The 6000-nt window shown below is 48.1% G+C and carries 5 protein-coding genes; 2 read left to right on the top strand and 3 right to left on the bottom strand.

The window, feature by feature from the left end:
* Positions 1 to 286: hypothetical protein (locus EQP46_RS24335; RefSeq protein ID WP_205685940.1), on the top strand; the 286-nt coding region annotated here is incomplete at its 5' end.
* A gap of 218 nt (positions 287 to 504) precedes the next feature.
* On the opposite strand, the gene clpB is transcribed toward EQP46_RS24335, so the two are convergent.
* From clpB to rluD, 3 genes are all read right to left on the bottom strand, one after another.
* Positions 505 to 3078, bottom strand: a complete 2574-nt coding sequence (clpB, locus tag EQP46_RS19155; protein WP_129495162.1) for an ATP-dependent chaperone ClpB — start codon at positions 3076 to 3078, stop codon at positions 505 to 507.
* A gap of 85 nt (positions 3079 to 3163) precedes the next feature.
* On the bottom strand, positions 3164 to 3904 hold the full coding sequence (pgeF, locus tag EQP46_RS19150; RefSeq protein ID WP_129495161.1) for a peptidoglycan editing factor PgeF: 741 nt from the start codon (positions 3902 to 3904) through the stop codon (positions 3164 to 3166).
* A gap of 2 nt (positions 3905 to 3906) precedes the next feature.
* Positions 3907 to 4884 (bottom strand): 23S rRNA pseudouridine(1911/1915/1917) synthase RluD, encoded by a 978-nt coding sequence (gene rluD / locus EQP46_RS19145; RefSeq protein WP_129495160.1) that lies wholly within the window; start codon positions 4882 to 4884, stop codon positions 3907 to 3909.
* A 198-nt stretch (positions 4885 to 5082) separates the two neighbouring features.
* On the opposite strand from rluD, the gene bamD reads away from it, so the two are divergent.
* Positions 5083 to 5808 (top strand): outer membrane protein assembly factor BamD, encoded by a 726-nt coding sequence (bamD, locus tag EQP46_RS19140; protein WP_129495159.1) that lies wholly within the window; start codon positions 5083 to 5085, stop codon positions 5806 to 5808.
* Positions 5809 to 6000 lie beyond the last annotated feature (192 nt).

Raw genomic sequence — 6000 nt, 5'->3', positions numbered from 1 at the left:
CTGTAGAAGCGTTCGCTTCTCATCGTCAGGGCTGCGAATTTTACGCTGCCGGGCGATGAAGTCAAGAAGAAATTTTGAGATTTTTCAGCGTGGTGTTCACCACATCCAAAACGTCTTGTTGACTCCCTTCAACCGCGATAAGCACTGGGCTTTTCCGTTGAAGCAGGCGGGCATTCTACTGATTGAGAAGGTCACGTCAAGCGTTTATTTTCAATCAATTTTGAAGCCGTTTCACCATCCTGATCCAGTGGCCAGTTCCGTTTGGAGCGGGTCGCCGTGTCAGTGAGGTCGCATTATAGGGACGGTTCAGATCTTGGCAAGGCTTTTTTAGCCCAAAAATGAAGAAACACTCTCTTTCGATTGAACTTTGAACTTAACGCTCAAAAACAATACAAATCCTCATGATTTGACCGTCATAAATAGAAAGAGGCCTTAGACGGCCTCTTTCATTTAGCACTATTTCAGGTCAAAACATGCGTTTTGCTCTCCCAATACTGCCATTAATCATTGAATTGCTATGATCTGCTCATTTTCAACAATCAACTTCACAGGTTTACCTGGAACCACCTCACCTTTGAGAATGGCCTGTGCCAATGGATTTTCAACACTCTGTTGAATCGCACGTTTTAATGGACGTGCGCCATAAACAGGATCGAAACCGGCATTGGAGATGAAGCTCAGCGCATCTTCGCTTACATCCAATATCAAATCTCGCTCTGCCATGCGCTTCGCTAGGTGTTGCAGCTGAACACCAGCAATCTCTTTAATGTGCTCTTGCCCAAGCGGATGGAAAACCACGGCTTCATCGATACGGTTAATAAACTCTGGACGGAAATGCTTGCTTACCACATCCATGACCATCACTTTGATACCGTCATAATCCAGTTCACCAAAGTGCTCTTGGATACGATCAGAACCAAGGTTCGATGTCATGATGACAACCGCATTACGAAAATCGACAGTACGCCCTTGCCCGTCGGTCAATCGCCCATCATCAAGAACTTGTAGAAGAAGGTTGAACACATCAGGGTGTGCTTTCTCCACTTCATCCAACAATATGACGGAATAAGGACGACGACGCACAGCTTCGGTCAAATACCCACCCTCTTCATAACCAACATAGCCCGGAGGTGCGCCCACCAGCCTTGCGACCGAATGCTTCTCCATGAATTCAGACATATCAATCCGAACCATGGCATCGCTGCTATCGAACATAAATTCGGCGAGTGATTTACACAGCTCTGTTTTCCCTACCCCCGTAGGACCGAGGAACAGGAAAGAACCAATAGGACGATTTGGATCGGCCAGCCCTGCTCGACTACGACGGATTGCATTAGCAACGGAGTTCACCGCTTCTTCTTGTCCTTTTACGCGAGCGTGGAGTTCATCTTCCATTTGAAGAAGCTTTTCTTTCTCGCCTTCAAGCATCTTGGCAACAGGAATGCCGGTTTGGCGAGATAGCACTTCCGCAATTTCCGCATCAGTTACACGATTCTTTAGCAGCGTCATTTCCTGCATTTCAGCTTGGCTCGCAAGGTCGAGCTGCTTTTCAAGTTCAGGGATTCGTCCATATTGCAGTTCGGACATTCGATTTAAATCGCCAGCTCGTCGTGCAATCTCCAAATCCGTGCGCGCTTGCTCTAAAGCACTCTTTATATGTTGCGTCCCTGACAACGCAGCTTTTTCGGCATTCCACACTTCATCAAGCTCAGCGTAATCACGCTCTTTCTCATCAATTTCTGATTGCAGCGTTTCAAGGCGCTTCTTGCTGGCTTCATCATTTTCTTTGGCCAGCGCCTGCTGTTCTATCTTGAGCTGAATCAACCGACGCTCAAGACGATCCAGTTGTTCGGGCTTTGAGTCAATCTGCATACGAATACTTGATGCTGCTTCATCAATCAGATCAATCGCCTTATCCGGCAATTGGCGATCAGAGATATAGCGATGAGACAAACTCGCTGCTGCAACGATTGCTGGATCCGTAATTTCAACGGCATGGTGAAGTTCGTAACGCTCTTTCAATCCACGAAGAATGGCCACGGTATCTTCAACACTAGGCTCATTAACCAGCACTTTTTGGAAACGACGTTCCAGTGCGGCATCTTTCTCCACGTATTGCCGATATTCATCCAACGTCGTTGCACCTACACAGTGAAGTTCACCTCGAGCCAGTGCAGGTTTCAGCATGTTACCAGCATCCATTGCGCCTTCAGCTTTGCCTGCTCCTACCATGGTGTGGATTTCATCGATGAAGAGGATGACATTGCCTTCTTCTTTAGCCAGTTCATTCAGAACTGACTTTAAGCGTTCCTCAAACTCACCACGGTATTTTGCACCTGCTACCAGTGAACCCATATCAAGGGACAATACGCGCTTATTGCGAAGCCCTTCAGGTACTTCACCATTCACAATGCGTTGCGCCAGACCTTCAACAATCGCGGTCTTACCCACACCAGGCTCACCAATAATGACCGGGTTGTTTTTAGTACGACGTTGAAGGACTTGAACCGTTCGACGAATTTCATCATCGCGTCCGATTACAGGGTCAAGTTTGCCTTGCTCTGCTTTTTCAGTCAGATCAACCGTGAACTTTTCGAGTGCTTGGCGTGCTTCTTCGGCATTTGGATCATCGATGGCCTGACCGCCACGCACCTTATCAATTGCACCTTCGACTTTTCTCGTCGTTAAACCAAGGCTACGTAGCAACTCACCTAGCGGCCCTTTGTCTTCGACGGCAGCAAGGATGAATAACTCAGAGGAGATATATTTGTCTTTACGCTTCTGCGACAACTTATCGCACATGTTAAATAACATGCCCATACCGTGAGAAAGCTGGACATCACCACCAGTGCCAGACACCTTAGGTAGCTTGTCCAAAAGCTCACTCAGGCTTGAGCGCAATTGGCTCACATCTACATTGAGAAGTGTCATTAAAGGACGGATGGTGCTGCTGTCCTGATTGAGGAGAGACACCATCAAGTGCACAGGCTCGATATATTGGTTATCACGCCCTAAAGCCAGAGACTGGGCGTCGGAAATGGCTAATTGAAATTTGCTGGTAAATCGGTCAAGGCGCATGGCCCCTCCTCTGCATTACATCGGTATTTTGTTACCGATCAAATGGGAGCAGCCCTGACCAATTTCAAGTTGAAAGGTGAAATATTTATCGCTGAGGTGGGTGTTCAATCCAGATGCAACTAGCCTGACGGCCTGTCTGGTTTTCTCGTCGATATGAGAAAAAGCATTCAGGCTCAGACACAGTACATAAATCACCGCCGCTGATATTGGTCACGCCTGCTCGATGCAAACGGCGTCTCGCGAGTAAGTAAATATCCGCAAGCCAGCGATCATTATGAGCCTGAAACGCAATGTCTGCGCCACTATCATTCGCAATGAAGGCGTCGCGCACTTCACTACCGACTTCAAATGCAGAAGGGCCTATCGCAGGGCCTAACCATACCAAGACATTTTCAGGGTGAGGGAATCTCGCCAATGTTTCTTCCAGCACACCATTGACCAGCCCACGCCACCCAGCGTGTGCAGCAGCAACTTGCGTCCCTTCTTTATCGCAGAAAAGAACAGGTAAGCAATCTGCCGTCATAATGGTGCAGACTTCGCCGACATGTCGAGTAAACGACGCATCAGCATCAGGTACCGAACCGGAAGACAAAGGCAGTTCAACCACCTCAGTACCATGCACTTGATTAAGCCAAGCGGGAGTTCGTGCCATTTGCATTTGTGATGCAAGAATTGCACGGTTCTCCGCAACATGCTCAGGGTTATCCTGAACATGATCTCCCAAGTTTAAGCTTGTGTAAGGCAACAAGCTCACGCCACCTGAGCGCGTTGTGCTCACAGCTTTCACATGAGAGGGAGCGGGCCAGCTTGGCGTAATCCAATCCATTTTTAGTAATCCAGATCGCTGAACTCTTCAGCATCAGCACGAAGTACTTCTGCCAGCTTCACCATGTCTTCTGGAATTGGCGCATGCCATTCCATCAATTCACCCGTGATTGGGTGCTCTAAACGCAGCATGGTTGCGTGCAGTGCTTGGCGGTCAAAACCACGCAACGCTTGGATCAGCTCATCACCAGAATTACGTGGTGGACGAGGACGGCCGCCATACAAGTGGTCACCGATCAACGGGTAGTTTAGGTAAGACATGTGAACACGAATTTGGTGTGTACGGCCTGTTTCCAAACGCACACGCAAACGCGTATGCGCACGGAAATGCTCCGCAACACGATAGTGCGTGATCGCAGGTTTACCCAGCTCTTGAACTGCCATCTGGGTGCGCTTCGTCGAGTGACGACCGATTGGTTTTTCAATCGTGCCGCCGCCCGTCATCGTACCGATAACGATAGCTTCATACTCACGGGTAAATTTCTTGCGCTTTTGCAGCGCACGCACCAAACGCGTTTGAGCAGGAATGGTCTTCGCCACCACCATTAAGCCGGTTGTGTCTTTATCCAGACGGTGGACAATACCTGCACGAGGCACTTCCGCAATATCAGGATATCGGAACAACAAACCATTCAGGATGGTGCCATCAGGGCAGCCTGCACCTGGATGCACAACCAAACCACGAGGTTTATTGATCACCAAGATGTCGTCATCTTCATAAACGATATCCAATGGAATGTCTTGGGCAGCCCAACGTTGCTCGTCTTCGATTTCCGCTTCAACGACAATGGCTTCGCCACCCATCATTTTCACGCGTGGCTTGTTGACGATCGCTCCATCGACGCTTACTTTATCGGCCAGAATCCATTCTTTGATCCGAGAACGGGAATAATCAGGGAACAACTCTGCCAACGCCTGATCCAGACGCTGTCCTAGTTGGCTGTCACTAATTGTACTGCTTAACTCTAAATACTGTGCCATAACGAACTTTTTGATTCTCAATGAGACTAATACCCTACAACGTGGCTTTTTACCCCTCGGGCACGGTCACGTTTACTAGTTGGTATTATATCGGGTCGATGGGTAGAATAACCCCTATCGCGCCATTGTATCTTTTTGCGGCTGACTCCGTAATGGGCAAAGGCTGAAAAATATTCTTTCAAGGAAGCAACCGTAGTAATGAAACGCCTGACTCTTTCTTCTCTACTCGCCCTTTCTCTGCTGGCAGGATGTTCTAGCACGGACGAGATTGTGCCTGACATTCCGCCGTCAGAGCTTTATCAAGAAGCCCAAGTTTCATTGAATGAGGGAAGCTGGAATACCGCCATCGAAAAATTGGAAGCGCTAGATTCTCGTTATCCGTTCGGTGCTTACTCTGAACAAGTGCAGCTAGACCTCATTTATGTGTATTACAAAAATGACGATTTGGCGTTGGGTGAAGCGACCATTGACCGCTTTATGCGTATGAACCCCGGGCATCCAGAAATGGACTGGGTACTGTACATGCGTGGTTTAACCAACATGGCGCAAGACAGAAGTTTCCTGCATGACCTTCTGAACGTTGATCGCAGCGATCGCGATCCAGAACCGTCTCGTCGTGCATTTGTCGACTTCCGACGCTTACTCGATCGCTATCCAAACAGTGAATATGCCGCAGATGCGCAAAAACGCATGGTGGCACTCAAGAATCGTCTGGCTGACTATGAATTGGCGACCGCGGATTTTTATGTGCGTCGCGAAGCATGGATCGCAGTGATTAACCGTTGCCAAGAACTGCAACGTGATTTTCCTGATACCTTGGCAGCGAAAAAATCACTGCCATTGATGTTGAAAGCTTATGAAGAGCTAAAACTCGATGTTCCCGCAGAGCGCACTCGTGAGTTAATTAAACTTAACGAAAGCTAATCACGCCGAACAAAACGGAAAAAGCAGCCCTTGGCTGCTTTTTTTAATTCTAAACGAGAGTACTCGGTTCAAATGTGTGTGGTTAAAATCACACCACAACGTTCTTTAGCACGAACGATGTCCCTAACGTTCAGTGTTCGTTAGCGACCTTATTTTTCCATCTTGCCTTAGTTATCTTAGTGCTTTCAAGCA

It is taken from the genome of Enterovibrio baiacu (assembly GCF_004120195.1).
GTDB classification, from domain to species: Bacteria; Pseudomonadota; Gammaproteobacteria; order Enterobacterales; family Vibrionaceae; genus Enterovibrio; species Enterovibrio baiacui.
This window is presented reverse-complemented; position numbering and strand designations above follow the sequence as displayed.

What these genes read in the sequence shown, in the direction of transcription:
- clpB (WP_129495162.1), bottom strand. Translation starts at nt 3,078, where the DNA reads ATGCGCCTTGACCGATTTACCAGCAAATTTCAATTAGCCATTTCCGAC.
- pgeF (WP_129495161.1), bottom strand. Translation starts at nt 3,904, where the DNA reads ATGGATTGGATTACGCCAAGCTGGCCCGCTCCCTCTCATGTGAAAGCT.
- rluD (WP_129495160.1), bottom strand. Translation starts at nt 4,884, where the DNA reads ATGGCACAGTATTTAGAGTTAAGCAGTACAATTAGTGACAGCCAACTA.
- bamD (WP_129495159.1), top strand. Translation starts at nt 5,083, where the DNA reads ATGAAACGCCTGACTCTTTCTTCTCTACTCGCCCTTTCTCTGCTGGCA.